Here is a 15524-nt window from a genome sequence, read left to right on the forward strand (position 1 = left end):
TCCCCCACCGAAGGGGGTGGGCTGTAGCCGTGGGAGCGGCTGCGCTACGGGGTCATTCATGTGTTCGTTATGTGATTTATTCCTTCTATACTTTTTAGTGATATTCGCCCGATTGTCACGGATTTCCCCTGTTCGTTACTTTTCGGCGGGGCGTTTCGCCCCGCTCCCCGGAGCGGACGGCGAAGCCGATCGCCGAAGATTTCCGGCACGCCGCAGGGCGGAAGCGGTCTGCCGGGAACGCCGCAGGCGCAATCCGCAGGAGGAGCGGAAAACGGGAGTAACTTCGGGGCGGTGGTCGGGGTGGCGGCTTGCCACCATAGTGGAGGCGTAAACATTCCGCAGGGAAACATCCGGAAGGGGTAACTTTCTGCCCGGTTATGCCAAACACTGTCTTTCCGGGGCGACGTGCAGAAGGCCACATTATGTTGAATATTCCTCACGGGCGGAACGCGCCGGAGGATATTAAATATAATGTTCCTTCTGCATCTCGCCCAATTCAACTATTTCTCTGCAAACCACTGCTACCCATAGCGCACGCAGGCATCACGTCAGCACGGCGGCGGACGCTTGCGCCGCCTTCATGGTCTAATCGCTCAGGAATGGTCAATCATAAACACGGGAACCCCGCACCGCATGGCGGCACTTCAGACTAGTAGCCTGTTTCCTGTCGTTCAGACGAAAGAAGGTAGCGGATTGAGCCTTGTCCCGGCAGAAAGTGCCGGGCAGAGCGAAACCGCACCGGGCATTGAAAACGACTGAGTACACACCGCATGGGCTACTACCGCATAGGCTGTCGCTTGTGGTCCGGCTTGCCGGGGTGTGAGCGGGAGCCGGAGCCGAATGCACCAGACGGAAGTAACTTCCGGGAAACGTCCCCAGCTGTACTTCCTTTGTATCACCGCCAAAGGGCGGCTTTCTTTGCGCCAATCAGATGACTACGGGGAAAGCAAGGGAAGCGGCACGGTGCACGGAAATACTGTCCGACCGATAAACGCTGGCAGTGAAGGAGAATCCCGGTAGTAACACTGGAGGAGCAGGGCGAGCGCATGGGGTGCAGTCCTGTAAGGCTGCGCCCTGATGCGGTTGCGCTGCGGTGGGTATTCAGACGAACTGATGTTCGCCTGATCACTTCCGTACTCCTGTGTCCGATCTGCCGGGATTGCTATCACACACCTGGCAGAATCTGCACCTGATCATCCCGATATCACCTGTTAGCTGATAGCAGATCACGGCAGCCGGCTTTTTCCTGGACACAACTTTTGCTATCACTTTGATTCAGCTCAGGAACTGGATCCGGAGAAATCCGATAGCAGATACTAAACCACCTGTGCAAGTTAAACAGCAAGAGGTTCTTCTTTAATGATCGAGATTCCGAGTGCATTTTCAATCTTGGCCAACGTTTCAAGCGAAAGGTTTTCCCGTCCTTTCAATACCTTCGAAATATACTGCCGGCTACAATTCATCTTCTCAGCCAGTTGCTTCTGATTCATTTCCAGTTCCTCCATTCTATCGAGCATCAGCATCGCTATATGTTGGGAATACCGCAACCAAGTTTCATTAGCATCCATGTACTCAAACACTTCACGCCATTTCGACGGTGTTGGAGATGCATGCTTTTCAAGCCTCTCCACAATCTTTCTCATGTTCTCATTCATATATCTACCTCCTATAATTACAATTCACTCATATAATCAATAAACCCGTCATCATCAATAATGTTCTCTTCCAGCAAATATCGTCTGACCTTATCCATTTTCACAAGTTCCTTTCTTGTATGCTCTCTTTCCTGCATGGTAGCCGTCAGTTTGATAGCTCCCCCCGTAATGATGTATACGCCAGGAGTTAATTTGATAGCATAGAGACGTAGCCAGGACGAATGCCCGATGGTACGTTTCAATCGGGCCTTTTCTTTCTGAAGCATAAAATCCGATGTCTGGTTATTATCCAGCGGTCGAAACAATCTGCTCAAATCTGCATCCGGAGATATGTCCATAATGACGCATCTCAATCTCTTGCTGTCTTCAATCGTATCCTTAATCGCCTGATTGATATCAGTAATTTTAAAATAGGCACTCAAATCGTTTATATTTTCTTTGAAAAACGACCGCAGCCACATCACATCACTCCAATCGTAGAACAATTTGAGAAACTCATTATCTTCCTCCCCATCCAGGCGTACAGACCACAGTTTTTTGCTTCCTGTAATATCGTCAAATGTCATATTTTTCCTGTTTTGTTTCCACAAAGATACGAAAAAGAATCGAAACTGTCAACTTATAAGTTGACAGTTTTAGTTAATTAAGATTGTTTTATACAGGCTTTGCGTGTGACTGATAAGTGGTCGTATCAGTTTCCCATTCATTAATATCTAAATCATTCTTTGTACTATCTAATGGTGAGGCCACCGTTTCGCGATTGCTTTCATCAGGAAGCATCGGCTCACAACCACTCAACAGATGGAGTACAAACATAACTATAGCAATAATAACTCCCGCCGTCAAATGCCCCTTTATATGATGGAAATATCCTCTCGCATACGCTTCGTCCCGACTATAATTCTTTTGCATTTTTTAATTTTTTAGTCCGACAAAGTTGATAAATTAAATGCGAGATTTGTCTCTTTTTGTCACTTTAATTAGGTTTATCCGATTAAAAACAATACCTTTGTAGGAGAAAACTTGAATCCTCAATTGGATATTAAAAGAGGGTTTTTGCCAAAGTAGGTGTCTAATTCGGTGACACTACTAAAAATGAAAGCTGTTATTTCATTGAAAATGAGATTATAAAGAAACTAAAGTTTGAGGGCAGGTAGCCCAACAAGATCAACATCAATGATGAATACGAAAATCCCGCTAAAATGAAAGTTTTAGCGGGATTTTTGTTTTTTGCGGTATACTTTCATAGCTGGTAAGGCTCAAAAAAAGAGTCTTCCAAAATGAATGGAAAACTCTTTTTACATCAGCACCGTTTAGGTGATGTTTTTTGCATCTATGATGAGATACCTATTGTGCCTGTGTTATGACATTTGGCTGCTACCATCCCGGATTCTGAACAAGTTTGCTCGACTTCTGAATCTCGTTTAACGGGATAGGATAGAGGTACATGCGTCTTTCAAAAATACGGGTTTCAAATGCGGTACGCTCCATAAAGTCCTCCAGGTTATCAGCGTTCATATTCATGCCATGTACTGGTCCGCCTTGCTTATATCCTTCTTCATCGGCACACATCCAGCGACGGACGTCGAAATAGCGTTGCCCTTCGGCAAATAGTTCGATCCGGCGTTCTTTGCGTATGGCTTCTTCCTGCAAAGTTTGATTGCCTTTTATTTCAGGCTTGATGTCCTTCAATAAAGGGATACCTGCTCTGTAGCGGACGCTGTCGATGTGTGCAATGATACGCTCATCTGAAGGGTTTACATGATTCAATGCCTCGGCATATAGTAAATAGAAGTCGGCGAGACGGAACAGCATTCCTGCCCTGTACTTTGACTTGGCATTGCTTCCTTGGTTTAAAAGATCACGGTTCATTCCTTTATAAAGCAGATAGCCGGAGTAGCTCATATCCGCTTTGGAGTTATCGTCTCCGCTGCCTTTATAGAAATAAATCTGTTTCGTTGTTTTTTGCCATGTCTTGCCGGAGTAAGTTATGTCCTGATAAAAACGTGGTTCTCGATTCTTATACATATTAGGAATGCCATCTTCACCAATGCCTTCTTCTGAATAAAGTCCTGACTCGTGAATACTCTTGCCGTCATTCATGAAGAAATCGTCAATAGCTTCCTGCAATACACCTACACAACCGAATCCGCTATATATGGCACGTGGAGTGCATCTGCGTTCTCTTCCTTCTCCACCTACATCGCCCCATGAATTCTTGCTGGTTTGCCAGATAGCTTCCGGGTTGTTCAAACTTACCTGAAAGAGTTGGTATAGAGATTCTTCTGCATTCAACTCTCCATCTTTATCTTTTTCTTTATAAAGGTGATAGTGAGTTTTTGCATAATCAATGAAGCGCTGCAACGCGTTTAAGGCAGTTTGCCATTTTTTGTCATCTTTCGCAGGAAACAGTTGTTTGTCCTGATTATCCCTCAATGCGATTGCTTCCGAATATCCTCCGTTAAGTAAGGGGCTTGCGGCATACACGTGGAGTTTTGCCAGAATAGCCAATGCTGCCCCTTTGGTAGGTGCTGCGCTTCGGTTCTCGTTTGGAGTTCCGTCATCATTCACTTCCTTTTCAGGCAGCTCATTGTAGCATTCATTGAGTTCGGAATCGATGAATTGCACTACTTCGTCGACAGAGTTCCGGTAATAGTCCAGATCACTTGCGGACGGTTCCGATATTTCTGTCATAATGGGGATAGGGCCATACAATTCGAATAACAAGTAGTGATAGTAAGCACGTAGGAAACGGGCTTCGTTTTTCAATCTTGCCAATTCGTTTTCGTCAATGTAATCCGTCACGTCGCCTTGCTGTGGGATCGTATGCGAGTATGCCAGAAATTCGTTTGCCTGACGGATTTGTTTGTAAAGACTCCAGCGCGATAAATCCGCCGATCCGGCATGGTAACCTACTGTCGGAATTGTCTTGACATTATTTTGTGCACTTTTTAACTCGTCGGAAACTGCCGGCCAAGGATTATCTAATCCTGTCAAACCTGCATAAGCGCTGGTTATAATAATGTTTGATACATCCGGAATTCCGGAATATATATATCGGTGGAAGCGACGGGCATAACCGGTATTATTGAATACTTCTTCCATGCTTAATTCTGCCGCCAGGTCGTCCGATACATCCAGATAATCGCTGCAACCCGAAAAGAATACCGTGCTTAGTCCTACGGCTACTATGATTGATAGTTTTTTCAATGTCTTCATATATATAATGTATTATATGTATTATTAGAAAGTAAAGTCAAGACCGAATGTGAAAGTCCGGCTCAGTGGATATGAGAAGCCGCCGTTGGTGTTTCCAAGTTCCGGGTCCCACATTTTGATATCATCCCATACACAAAGATTGTTTCCTTGCAGATAAACACGCAAAGCTTGTATACCGATTTTTTTCAGTGTTTTCTCCTTGAAGTTGTAACCGACTTCAATATTTTTCAGTCGCAGGAAACTGGCATTGCGCAGCCACCAAGTGCTGGCAGCTGTATTGTTGTCATAATTGGTAGAGTGCATGCGGGGGAACATTACATTTTGGCTTGGGTTCTGTTCCGTCCATCTGTTGGCTACTTCTGATCGTACGGCAGACTCTTCGACTCCCCATTGGAACGGGAAAAATGCTCCGTTCGAGCTGGCTCCTAATACGGTCGATGTATTTCCTGAACCTTGGAAGAAGATACCGACATAGGCTCCTTTCCATTCGGCATTGAGGCCGAAGCCATAAACTATTTCCGGAACAGAAGGATTTCCTACATCTTCCATCTGGTCGTTGCTGTCGATCTTACCGTCTCCGTTCAGGTCTTTGTATTTGATATCTCCCGGACGTACTCCGCTTGACAGACCGGATACAACTCCCGGTTTCAGTTCATACTGGCGGTTCAGACCTTCACCTGTTATGTTGAAGTCGTCGGCGGTATAAAGTCCGTCAGCAATGTATAGTTTCCATGAGTTGAGTCGTGTCCCTTTCTTTTTGAGCCACGGATAAACTTGTGGCACCTGATCATATTCGAGGATTTCGTTGCGTGCAAATGTAAAGTTACCGCGTGCGCTCAGGTTAACTTCACCTACTTTATAATTGAGATTCAGACTTGCATCCACACCTTGGTTTTTCACGATACCGAAGTTTTGCCATGGCATTTGCTGGAAGCCTGTCACATTGGAAACGGTATTACGTTGCAATAGGATGTCCTTACGTTTGTTGTTGAAGTAGTCCACTTGCAGGTCAATGCGGTTGTCGAATAACCCCAAGTCGATACCGAAGTTGCGTTTGTCTTCGATTTCCCAGGAAAGAAACGGTGATTCGAACTGGGCTTCGGTAATTCCATTGCCTACTCCGCCTAATGCGCCGCTGTTGCTGAATCCGATATTATAGCCGCTATTATCCTGTTTCATGGTTCCACGATATAAGAAGCGGTTGCCGCCGGTATCGTCGTTACCGGTACGACCGATGGAGAATCTTAATTTCAATTTGCTTACTACCTTTTTCAAGGCTTCCGGATAATAATGTTCATTGCTGATATACCATGCCAAACCCATGGCGGGGAAGAAACCGAAGCGATAGCCTTTTGCAAAGGTTTCCGAACCGGTGTAGCCGAAGTTACCTTCTAAGAAATAGCGTCCGTCATATCCATAAGTTACACGACCTACCAAACCTTGCTTTCTATAAGGTAAAGCGTTATTGTGATACTGTGTTTCTTTTTGCATGTATAGGAACATGGCCCCTACATCGTGTTTCTCTGCAAATGTACGGTTGTAATTGAAGGCTGTTTCAAAGTAAATCTTTTTGTTTGAACTGTTACTCAGGTTTTCTGATAGTACATCGCTGCCTTCTACTACAGTCTTATATAACAGTTTGCCATTTTCGTCGCGTCCTGTGGCTAGATATTGTGTCGGTGTTTTGGTACGTTTGGCGATATATGACATGTCTGCGTCAAAGCTGATAAGTCCTTTCCATGTCAATCCCTTGGTCAGGAAGTCCAGCTTCTGGTCTACTTCCACTTTCGACTGGATGGAAGTTCTCCATTCTTTGGCGTATCCTGAGTTAACAAGCTGGTTGTACGGGTTAGAACGGTTGCCTGACGGACGGGGATGTCCGGCCACAGTCCCGTCGGAATAAACTGCCGGCATGATATAAGACGGAGTACGGCACATGGTAGTAAAAATAGTGCTGGTTCCTGTTCCCGGATAGTTGGTTTGCAGATATTGTCCGCTGAGGTCTACTTTTACTGTTGTGGTTTTAGTTGCGTCAAAGTCAATGTTGCTGCGCAGATTGTAGCGCTTCAATCCGATATTGTTATCATAGTCATTGCCGAAATCCTTGAATATACCATTTTCCTGATAGAAGGCGCCGGATACGAAGTAACGGGCACGTTCAGTTCCTCCTCTTACGTTTAGGGTATACCGCATATTGTAGGTATGGTTTCTTAACATGGTACCCAACCAGTCGGTGTCTGGATATAAATCACGGTCGGCTCCGGGACCGTATTTGGCTATCTCTTCGTCTGTGCGTATGCTGGCGGTTCCTTCGTTGTTCAATGCTTCGTTGTATAGGTTCAACGTTTCTACTGAGTTCATGAAAGTCGGCAGGCGTGTTGGCTCGAGAATAGTTCCTTCAGCTCGGAAAGAGATTTTAGGTTTCTGTGAATTTCCTCGTTTGGAAGTAATCAAGATAACTCCGTTTGCGCCTTCGGCTCCGTAAACGGCCGTGGCGGCAGCATCTTTCAGTAAGGTAAATGATTCAATTTCATCTGCTTCAATATCCTGCATTTGCCGGGGGACACCGTCGACTAATACAAGCGGATTGGTACCTCCTTTGAAAGAACTTTGTCCCCGAATCCAAAAGTCGGCATTGTCGTATCCCGGTTCTCCGGAACGTTGTACTGCGATCAATCCCGGTACTTGCCCTGCCAGATTATTGGTCATATTACGGCTGGAAGAAACGGACAACTCTTTGGGGCCGATGGCGTTGATGGAACTCACTACGCTGTTCTTCTTTTGTTTTCCGTAGCCGATAACAACTACATCCTCCAGCATCTCTGTGCTCGGAAGCATTTTGATTGCTAATACCTTTTCTCCCTTGTAAGTGATTTTTTGCTGTTCGTAACCCACATAAGAGAAAAGAAGTATATTGCCTTTTTGGGCTTTGATGGTGAAATTACCATCTACGTCAGTGATGGCGCCGACTGTGGTTCCTTCGATTTTTATCTGCACTCCGATCATCGGTTGCCCGTTTTCATCGACTACGAGTCCTGTTGGACTTTGTCCTTGTGCATAAATTGTGTTTATTCCTGCAAATAAGGCAAACAGAATGAAACACATTACTTTTAATGTCTTATTCATAAATGTTTCTTTTAAGTAAGAATTAGAAAATAATTAAGGTTACTTGTCCGTGCCGTATACATATATTTCTGCCAGATGTCCTACAGACGAACCACTGCCCAGAGTGGGGATGTAAAGACGTATCCAGCGTGCGTCACATGCTTTTACGGGGACCATTTGCTCTGTTTTTATGCTACCGTCAAAGAAGTATTTTCCAATCAGGTTCCATGTTTCACCGTCATCTCCTGCATAAATCTCAAGATTCATAGAAGTAAGTGCATTTTGTCTGGCGATGAGTCCTAATTGGCTGACACTGTTTTCTTTGCCCATGTCGAGTATTATTTCATATGGTGGAGCTACTTCGCCTCCCTGCCATTTACTATGCCAGAAAGTGTTTATCTCTCCGTCAATCAAAGATATCGTCTGACCGTTGTGGGGGTAAGCGGCTGAAACTTCGCCTGTCTTTTCTTCCGTGTTGGCAGTCACTGTCCAGTGGTCACGGTTAATAGGGCCGCCTTGTTTGATTACGAAATAGTTGGCTACCGTTTCCTTGTCTATGTTGATGCTGGCGTCTCCTTGTTCGCTAAGTCCGCCAAGTGAAACCGGAAGAAGATAATTTCCGGGGGGAAGTGTTTCACCCAGCAGGCTAATAGCAGAGCCTCCCGTTGTCTTTCCCTTGGCGATAGTGACATCGGGAAGAGTGTAGAAGTCGGAAGGTAAAGGTATGTAATAGGTCGAATTTGCCGAATTGTAGTTGTCCACATAGTCTGCTCCTTTGGTTGCAAACGAGGTCGTCAGATCCCATTCGTTCTCAAAGCTTATCTCTGTGTCGAGATTCATTGGTGAAGTAGTCGTTCCTCCTTCAACGACGAAGTCTCCTCCGGTAGATGCAAGTCTGACGATGGCTTCTTTAACGATAAATCCGTAAAGCGTTGCCGTCCGGTCGGAGTTCATAGGAGTCCCTGTAGAGGATACCCGTAATGGAAGAACGTATTTAAGTTCATCAAAGCCGCACAGGTTGTAGATTTTGTGAGGATCATACACCAGACTGCCTCCTGTTACACGCCTGTCTCCGCCAGGAGAGACGGAATAGGTTGCATTTTCAATCGTATAGCATTCGGGAGGTAGTAATTGATAGGAAGTGCCGTCCGCATTATTCAGAGAATCCAACAGGGATTGTTCTACTGAAAAAGTAACTGTTCCTCCGGTATCTTCTAATCCTGCCTTGGCAATGGATAAATCAATCTTGTTGAGAGGGCCTAAATCATAAACTTCAATGGTGGAGAATCCACTTTGTGATGCTGAGAACATTCCCTTAGAACGTTCGTTATCAACATCTTCTACGCAGCTGGTAATGCATAAGAATGCCAGCAAGCATGGTGTTAATTCAAAGCATTTTTTCATAAATTAATATTAGTTTTATTAAAGGTAAAAAGGGTAAAAACAAGTTGAAGTACTTGTGGGTACTCTTGGATTTGGAATACTTATTTCTTTCTCATAGGCATTAAAATTAGAAGTTAAAACTTTTATTTGCGTGCTGAACTATGCTGATTTAAAGTCAAAAAAATAATAGGTTCTATGTCTTAGTTCTGGTAGAACTATAATATAGTAGATGATAAGAGAGAATGAAATATATATTGTTGATATTCAATGGATAATGTTGGGTTTTGTAAAGGCGTAATAAGGAAATTACGACTCAGTTTCTACCCGTTGATTGATTGAATGAGAATTAGTAAGAAACTTATTTGTAATTTTAATCTGAAATATTATTGCTAAATAGTATGGCTTTTTCGAACTAATTAGTATATTTGCGCACGAATCGTTGATTTTTAGCAAAAAAGATGGTAAATCTATTGCTTAGCTAGATACGTTAATGTAGATACGAGCGGATTAACAGACTGTTTTTTATGCTAAGTTCTACCAGAACTTAGTTGAATTGTTCCTCTATTCCTTTTAATTGGTTGAATGCTTCGGTCAGACGGGCGAAAAACTCACTTTTTAAATATAAAGCATTTTGGCAGTCGTTTAATTACGGGTGTAAGGGAGAAAATATTTAGTTGCTATTTGGATAGTACACAGCGTGATAAAGGTTGCTATATTCTCAAAGAGTTCTCATGCCTTTGAGAAAAAATTCTCACCACACTGAGAAAAAATTCTCAATGCAATGAGAAAATTTTCTCAAAGGCATGAGTATTTTTTCTCAGTGCAGTGAGAATATAATGAAAGCTTCAATAAAAAAGCCAACTAAATCCCTAATGGGTTAGTTGGCTTTTATATGAGAGGATTTTATCCTTTGTTTCGGGAAAATTTATTCTTCCGCTTTCAATGATTCGTCGATAACCTTGATTTTCTGTAATACCAGTTCAAGGTCAGCTTTCAGTTTATCCACTTTTCGATTCAGTTCAGTCAGCAGGCTGCTACCTTTCTTGGAAGAAGAAGTAAGGAATCCCAGGTTATTTTCATAAGTCTGAAGTTCATTCTTCATATTCTCATAAATACGTACCAGTTTTTCCCGTTCTCTATATAAAGACTGAGAGCCTCCTCCTTGGATATTGCTGATGTTTGAACGGAAATTGCTTAATTTCTTGTTGGATGCACTGATGTTGAAACGGTCAAACAGTTGATCGATCAAGCCGTGATATTGCTTATACAATTTATCTTTCTCCTTGAACGGAACATGACCGATGGAATTCCATTCCTTCATCAGTTCGCGTACCAAAGTGCTGGCTTCGTCAGTATCCATGTTTTCATCGATTGAAGCTAATTTTTCAATCAACGCTTTCTTCTTCTCCATGTTCTCTACTTCTACAGAGCGTTGTGAAGAAGTAGCCTTGTTTTTCTGGTCGAAGAAATAGTCACAAGCAGTGATGAAACGTTTCCATACGGCATCCGAGTATTTCTTGGCTACCGGACCGATTGTTTTCCACTCTTTCTGCAATTTGGTCAGTGCATCAGCGGTTGCTTTCCAGTCAGTGCTGTCCTTCAGTGCTTCTGCTTTTTCGCAAAGTGCTTTCTTCTTTTCCAGATTCTCGTTCATTCCCTCTTTCAGAGCCTTGAAGAATTCTCCTTTCTTTTTGAAGAAGTCATCGCAGGCATGACGGAAGCGTTCGAATATCTTCACGTTCATCTTTTGGGGAGCGAATCCGATTGTCTTCCATTTGTTTTGTAGAGCAATCACTTCCTGTGTCTTGTTTTCCCAAGCCGAGAATGTTTTCAGTTCATCATACTCGATTGCTTCTACAATTTCGCAAATGACAGTTTTTTGATCCAGATTGTGCTGTTCCGATTCTTTCAGCGCTTCGAAATGTTGCTGGTGACGGCGGTTTACAGCCGTAGAAGCAGCCTTGAAACGGTTCCAGATTTCGTCACGCAATTCTTTAGCCACCGGACCTGTATCACGGAATTCCTGATGCAGCTTCTGAAGCTGGTGGAAAGCGGAAACTACATCTTCCTCGTCAGCCAGCTTTTCGGCTGCCTCGCAAAGATGGGTCTTGATCTCCAGATTCTTCTTGAAGTCGTATTCACGAAATTCGTTGTTCAGTTTCAGCAGATCGTAGAATTTCTCTACGTACAGTTGGTAATTCTTCCAAAGTTCATTCACCTTGCCTTGCGGAACCAGTTTGGTTTCGTTCCATTGCTGTTGCAGCTTTTTGAACTCCGTATAAGATTTATTGGCATCATCACCCGATTCTACCAGTTCTTTAAGTTCTTCGATAATGGAAAGCTTGACTTGCAGATTTTCTTCTTTCTGACGTTCCTGTTCGGCTACAAGTTGACTTCTTTTCTCTTTGATCGATCCCATGAGGCGTTTGAATTCCTCTTCTGTCGGATCATCCTTCGGAGTGAAGTCTTCGGCAGCGCCTCCGTTGTCGATAAATTGCTTTTTAGCAGCCTCCAACTCGGCGTTGTGTAACTTGTAGAATGATTGTTTTAGATTGTCAATTTCCTGCTTGTTTGCGTTTTCCGAGTCTTGCGCAAGCTCTTTCAATCGGTTCAGTACGTCTTCCTTTGTGGCAGGTTTAGGTGCTGCTTCAGTCTGAACTTCGGCAGTAACTTCTTCAGTAACTTTTTCGGTACCTTCTTCAGTCGGAGTCTCTGTAATGGCTTCAGAAACCTCAACTGTTTTCTTTTCTTCTTCTAACTCCCCTTGGTTCAAGGGAAGATTAGTGTCATGAGCGTCCATCATTGTATATTAGTTTTGGGTCACAAAATAATGAAATAAAACGATTACTTCATACTCTTTTGCTTATTTTTTTTTGATTATCGTGTTTTTATGATAATAAAACAGTAATTCCCATGTACAGCATCATGCCGATTATGTCATTTGTGATGGCTATAAACGGACCTGTTGCGATGGCGGGATCTATTTTTAGTTTCTCCAGTGTCATCGGGACCAGTGTGCCGAAGATGGAGGCGAACATCACTACGGCAAACAGGCTGATGGATACGGAATAAGTAACCGTAGCCGTCGCACCGAACCGGATAAAGTTGTAGGTATATACCAGCAGGGAGATGATGGTAGCATTGATTAAGGCTACTACCGCTTCCTTGGTCACTTGCTTGAAAGTGTTTTTGGCGTCCAGCGAACTGTTGGCAAGCCCTTGTACGATGATAGCGGAAGACTGTGTACCGACGTTTCCTCCTGTACCACCGATCAGCGGGATATATAATGCCATTTCGGGGTGGGCGGCGAAGGTTGCGTCGAAATTTCCCAATATCATGGAGTTTCCGATTCCTCCGATCATGCCGATCAGCAGCCACGGCAGTCGGGCCGTGGTCTGTCTTAGTACGTTATCGTCGGTTTCTACGTCCTGCGAAAGACCGGATGCTAACTGGTAATCACGTTCCGACTGTTCACGAACTTCGTCCATGACGTCGTCGACGGTAATCTGTCCTATCAGTCGGCCGATGCTATCCACCACGGGGATGGCAACAAGGTCATACTTTTCGATGGTTTGCGCCACTTCGTCGATGGAAGTGTCTACGTGTACCGAGATCGGGTCTTTCTGCATCACGTGTTTTACTTTGGAGACAGAAGGGGAGGTGATCATCTTCTTGAGCGGGAAGATTCCTCTCAGGCGTTCATCGTCGTCAATGACATATACATAATATATTTCGTCCAGTTCTTCGGCTTGCTGGCGCATTTCCTTCAGACACTCGGGCATACTCCAGTTCTCGTTCACGACTACCATTTCGGTGCCCATCAGACCACCGGCGGTGTTTTCGTCGTATTTCAAGAGGTCTACGATGTCTCCCGCCTGTTCGATGTCTTCGATGTGCGAAAGAATTTCTTCCTGCTTGTCTTCGTCAAGGTCACGCATCAGGTCTACGGCATCATCCGTGTCCATGTAGTCCACAAAGCGCTTGGCGATTGTTTCCGAAGGGATCATTTCGAGGAACTCTTTACGAACGTCCTCATCCATTTCGACAAGTACGTCGGCCGCGGTTTCATTGTTGAGCAGGCGGTAGACAAACCGGGCTTCTTCCGGGTTCAGGTCATCACACAGCTCAGCGATGTCGGCGGGATGAAGGTCGACAAGAAGTTCTTTAACCTTATCGGCATCTTTTTGCTCGATAAGGTGTTTTACGTTGTCAATGTATTCCTCGTTCATCTTTTTGTTTACGATTAAACGTTTTACAAATTACGGTTTTCGCTCACTATCGGTCAGTTACCGGATGATGTGGCTGTTTTCAGTGCTTCTTCCACTTGGTTGGTCAGACTGATGAATTCTTCTACCGACAGTTGTTCCGGGCGCTTGTTGAATAATGCATCCTCTGTCAGCGGGCAGTCTTTGCCTAAAATCGGTTTGATAGAGTTGCGCAATGTTTTACGCCGTTGGTTGAAGGTGGTCTTCACTACTTGCTTGAACAGTTTTTCGTCGCATCCCAGGTCTTGGGTATCATTGCGGGTCATGCGGATGACGGCGCTTTTCACTTTTGGGGGCGGGTTGAAAACATGTTCGCTGACGGTAAAGAGATATTCTACTTTATACCATGCCTGTATCAGTACGCTCAGGATGCCGTAGGTTTTGCTGCCCGGTCCGGCAGCGATACGTTCGGCTACTTCTTTCTGTATCATTCCGGTACAGCAGGGGATGATGTCCTTGTTTTCCAGCATCTTGAAAAATATCTGGCTGGAGATGTTGTACGGGTAATTACCGGTCAGTACGAAAGGCTTTCCGTCGAACAGCCGGTGAAGGTTCATTTTCAGAAAATCGTCTTCGATAATGTGATCTTCCAGTGACGGATAGGCTTCACGGAGATAGGCAACCGATTCATAGTCCACTTCAACGACTTTTACCAATCGGTCTTTTTTTACCAGAAACTGGGTCAATACTCCCATACCCGGTCCTACCTCCAATACAGGCAGTTCGGGGAAGGTGTCGACTGTATCGGCAATATCCTGCGCTACTTTCAGATCTTTCAGAAAGTGCTGTCCGAGAAACTTTTTAGGCTTTACTAATTTCATTTACCAACTAAATAATTACTTTTGCAGCCGACAAAGGTAATTCTTTTAAATGAAGAATGAAGAATTAAGGATGAAGAAACTACTAAAAAAGACGCTGAAGCTGATATTACCGATTGTTTTAGGCGGCTTTATTCTATACTGGGTTTATCGCGACTTTGATTTTAGCAGGGTCGGCGAGGTATTACGGCATGGCACGAACTGGTGGTGGATGCTCTTTTCGCTCTTGTTCGGGGTGCTTGCTCAAGTATTTCGCGGGTGGCGGTGGCGGCAGACGCTGGAGCCGCTGGATGCTTTCCCAAAAAGAAGTGACTGTGTGAATGCCATCTTTATTTCTTATGCCGCCAGTCTGGTCGTTCCCCGGATAGGAGAAGTGAGCCGTTGCGGAGTGTTGGCGAAGTACGATAATGTTTCCTTTGCCAAATCGCTGGGGACAGTGGTGACGGAGCGGCTGGTAGATACATTGACCATTCTTCTGATTACCGGTATTACCGTATTGCTGCAAATGCCTGTGTTTGTCACTTTCCTCGAAAATACAGGAACCAAGATACCTTCTTTTACCTACCTCTTGACTTCGGTATGGTTTTATATCGTCTTGTTTTGTTTTATCGGGGTGGTGGTACTTCTTTATTATTTAAGGAAGACGCTGTTTTTCTATGAACGGGTGAAAGGCTTTGTGCTGAATATTTGGGAAGGAATCATATCTTTGAAAGGAGTACGCAATATTCCTTTGTTCATATTTTATACATTGGCCATCTGGGCTTGTTATTTTTTTCATTTCTATTTTACGTTCTATTGCTTTGCATTCACTGCTCATTTGGGCATCCTTGCGGCACTGGTGATGTTTGTAGGTGGTACGTTTGCTGTTATTGTGCCGACTCCCAACGGGGCGGGACCGTGGCATTTTGCTATCATGGAGATGATGATGCTTTACGGAGTAAATGTGACGGATGCCGGAATATTTGCTCTAATTGTGCACGGTATTCAAACTTTTTTGGTAGTTTTGTTGGGTGTATATGGTTTGGCGGCTTTGTCGTTTACCAATAGACAGCGAAAGTAATCACTTAATAAAAATAGAT

Annotated in this window: 12 protein-coding genes; 2 read left to right on the forward strand and 10 right to left on the reverse strand. The window is 44.3% G+C overall.

Annotated elements, in window-relative coordinates; all coding sequences use genetic code 11:
• Nucleotides 1-16 precede the first annotated feature (16 nt).
• Nucleotides 17-331 (forward strand): hypothetical protein, encoded by a 315-nt coding sequence (locus tag ACHLI0_RS18545; RefSeq protein WP_490749795.1) that lies wholly within the window; start codon nt 17-19, stop codon nt 329-331.
• A 272-nt stretch (nt 332-603) separates the two neighbouring features.
• Here ACHLI0_RS18545 and ACHLI0_RS18550 read toward each other — a convergent pair whose 3' ends face one another.
• From ACHLI0_RS18550 to rsmA, 10 genes are all read right to left on the reverse strand, one after another.
• A complete protein-coding gene (locus tag ACHLI0_RS18550; RefSeq protein ID WP_258982707.1) occupies nt 604-927 on the reverse strand; it encodes a hypothetical protein in 324 nt (107 codons plus the stop codon).
• A gap of 407 nt (nt 928-1334) precedes the next feature.
• Nucleotides 1335-1655, reverse strand: a complete 321-nt coding sequence (locus ACHLI0_RS18555) for a helix-turn-helix domain-containing protein (protein ID WP_008764277.1) — start codon at nt 1653-1655, stop codon at nt 1335-1337.
• Nucleotides 1656-1672: 17 nt separating this feature from the next.
• On the reverse strand, nt 1673-2221 hold the full coding sequence (locus ACHLI0_RS18560; protein ID WP_414238228.1) for a hypothetical protein: 549 nt from the start codon (nt 2219-2221) through the stop codon (nt 1673-1675).
• Nucleotides 2222-2309: 88 nt separating this feature from the next.
• On the reverse strand, nt 2310-2567 hold the full coding sequence (locus ACHLI0_RS18565) for a hypothetical protein (protein ID WP_490749796.1): 258 nt from the start codon (nt 2565-2567) through the stop codon (nt 2310-2312).
• Between the two features lie 465 nt (nt 2568-3032).
• Nucleotides 3033-4874: a RagB/SusD family nutrient uptake outer membrane protein gene (locus ACHLI0_RS18570; protein WP_151210011.1), complete on the reverse strand. Its 1842-nt coding sequence runs from the start codon at nt 4872-4874 to the stop codon at nt 3033-3035.
• A 24-nt stretch (nt 4875-4898) separates the two neighbouring features.
• Complete coding sequence (locus tag ACHLI0_RS18575) at nt 4899-8000, reverse strand: SusC/RagA family TonB-linked outer membrane protein (protein ID WP_414231632.1); 3102 nt, start codon at nt 7998-8000, stop codon at nt 4899-4901.
• 39 nt (nt 8001-8039) lie between these two features.
• On the reverse strand, nt 8040-9383 hold the full coding sequence (locus ACHLI0_RS18580) for a BT_3987 domain-containing protein (RefSeq protein WP_414231633.1): 1344 nt from the start codon (nt 9381-9383) through the stop codon (nt 8040-8042).
• Between the two features lie 904 nt (nt 9384-10287).
• Nucleotides 10288-12165: a DUF349 domain-containing protein gene (locus ACHLI0_RS18585; protein ID WP_259020271.1), complete on the reverse strand. Its 1878-nt coding sequence runs from the start codon at nt 12163-12165 to the stop codon at nt 10288-10290.
• An 85-nt stretch (nt 12166-12250) separates the two neighbouring features.
• Nucleotides 12251-13591, reverse strand: coding sequence for a magnesium transporter (gene mgtE / locus ACHLI0_RS18590; RefSeq protein ID WP_008760927.1), 1341 nt, complete (start codon nt 13589-13591; stop codon nt 12251-12253).
• Nucleotides 13592-13644: 53 nt separating this feature from the next.
• Nucleotides 13645-14448, reverse strand: a complete 804-nt coding sequence (rsmA, locus tag ACHLI0_RS18595; RefSeq protein WP_310505097.1) for a 16S rRNA (adenine(1518)-N(6)/adenine(1519)-N(6))-dimethyltransferase RsmA — start codon at nt 14446-14448, stop codon at nt 13645-13647.
• A gap of 70 nt (nt 14449-14518) precedes the next feature.
• On the opposite strand from rsmA, the gene ACHLI0_RS18600 reads away from it, so the two are divergent.
• Nucleotides 14519-15505 (forward strand): lysylphosphatidylglycerol synthase transmembrane domain-containing protein, encoded by a 987-nt coding sequence (locus ACHLI0_RS18600; RefSeq protein ID WP_414231634.1) that lies wholly within the window; start codon nt 14519-14521, stop codon nt 15503-15505.
• Nucleotides 15506-15524 lie beyond the last annotated feature (19 nt).

The organism is Bacteroides sp. RCH18, assembly GCF_058231005.1.

What these genes read in the sequence shown, in the direction of transcription:
- ACHLI0_RS18560 (WP_414238228.1), bottom strand. Translation starts at nt 2,221, where the DNA reads ATGACATTTGACGATATTACAGGAAGCAAAAAACTGTGGTCTGTACGC.
- mgtE (WP_008760927.1), bottom strand. Translation starts at nt 13,591, where the DNA reads ATGAACGAGGAATACATTGACAACGTAAAACACCTTATCGAGCAAAAA.
- ACHLI0_RS18570 (WP_151210011.1), bottom strand. Translation starts at nt 4,874, where the DNA reads ATGAAGACATTGAAAAAACTATCAATCATAGTAGCCGTAGGACTAAGC.
- ACHLI0_RS18575 (WP_414231632.1), bottom strand. Translation starts at nt 8,000, where the DNA reads ATGAATAAGACATTAAAAGTAATGTGTTTCATTCTGTTTGCCTTATTT.
- ACHLI0_RS18580 (WP_414231633.1), bottom strand. Translation starts at nt 9,383, where the DNA reads ATGAAAAAATGCTTTGAATTAACACCATGCTTGCTGGCATTCTTATGC.
- ACHLI0_RS18585 (WP_259020271.1), bottom strand. Translation starts at nt 12,165, where the DNA reads ATGATGGACGCTCATGACACTAATCTTCCCTTGAACCAAGGGGAGTTA.
- ACHLI0_RS18565 (WP_490749796.1), bottom strand. Translation starts at nt 2,567, where the DNA reads ATGCAAAAGAATTATAGTCGGGACGAAGCGTATGCGAGAGGATATTTC.
- ACHLI0_RS18555 (WP_008764277.1), bottom strand. Translation starts at nt 1,655, where the DNA reads ATGAATGAGAACATGAGAAAGATTGTGGAGAGGCTTGAAAAGCATGCA.
- ACHLI0_RS18600 (WP_414231634.1), top strand. Translation starts at nt 14,519, where the DNA reads ATGAAGAAACTACTAAAAAAGACGCTGAAGCTGATATTACCGATTGTT.
- rsmA (WP_310505097.1), bottom strand. Translation starts at nt 14,448, where the DNA reads ATGAAATTAGTAAAGCCTAAAAAGTTTCTCGGACAGCACTTTCTGAAA.